1 pseudogene is annotated in these 627 nt (G+C 72.4%); it reads right to left on the bottom strand.

Annotated elements, in window-relative coordinates:
- Positions 1-447 (bottom strand): annotated as a pseudogene (locus tag IZR01_RS49450) (hypothetical protein); the annotation flags it as partial.
- Between the last annotated feature and the right edge of the window lie 180 nt (positions 448-627).

Genomic DNA, 627 nt, shown 5'->3' on the forward strand with positions numbered 1-627 from the left:
GGCCGCGTCTGCGGTCTCGGGGCCGGGCAGGCCGGTGCTGGTGGTCGATGGCGCGCTGGGAGTTCCGGTGGGCGCGCTGGAGGGCTGCGTGCCGGAGGTGGGGGGTGGGGCGGCGCCGGTGTTCTGCTTCGCGGCGAAGGAGCTGCCCGAGCCGCAGGCTGCGGCCAGCATGGTGGGTGCCGCTATGGCGAGGCCTGCTGCGGTGCGGAGGAAGCGGCGGCGGGAGGCGTGCGCCGAGCCCGGGGCCGGGAGCGGTGTCAGCGAGCCCGGGGCCGGGAGCGGTGTCAGCGAGCCCGGGGCCGGGAGCAGCAAGCCCGGGTTCGGTGTCAGCGAGCCCGGGCCCGGGAGCGGCGAGCCCGGGTCCGGTGGTAGCGAGGCTGGGTTCGGTGGTAGATCGTGGTCTTCGCAGCCGCAGCCTATGGGCAGGTCCTGGTCCTCGTACGTCACGCCTATGCCTCAGTTCGGTCCGGTGGGCCCCCGGAGCCCAACCTGGTTTCACTACTGAGGGAGGACGTCTTTGGAACCTTAAGAGTTGCTTAAGACGGGCAATCCGCGGACATTCACACGTCGAGGCGTTGGAAGACCCAGGCGTGTGGGGGGCGGGCGATCAGGCGCTCGGGTGGGTCG

This window comes from Catenulispora pinisilvae (assembly GCF_015356865.1).
GTDB classification, from domain to species: domain Bacteria; phylum Actinomycetota; class Actinomycetes; order Streptomycetales; family Catenulisporaceae; genus Catenulispora; species Catenulispora pinisilvae.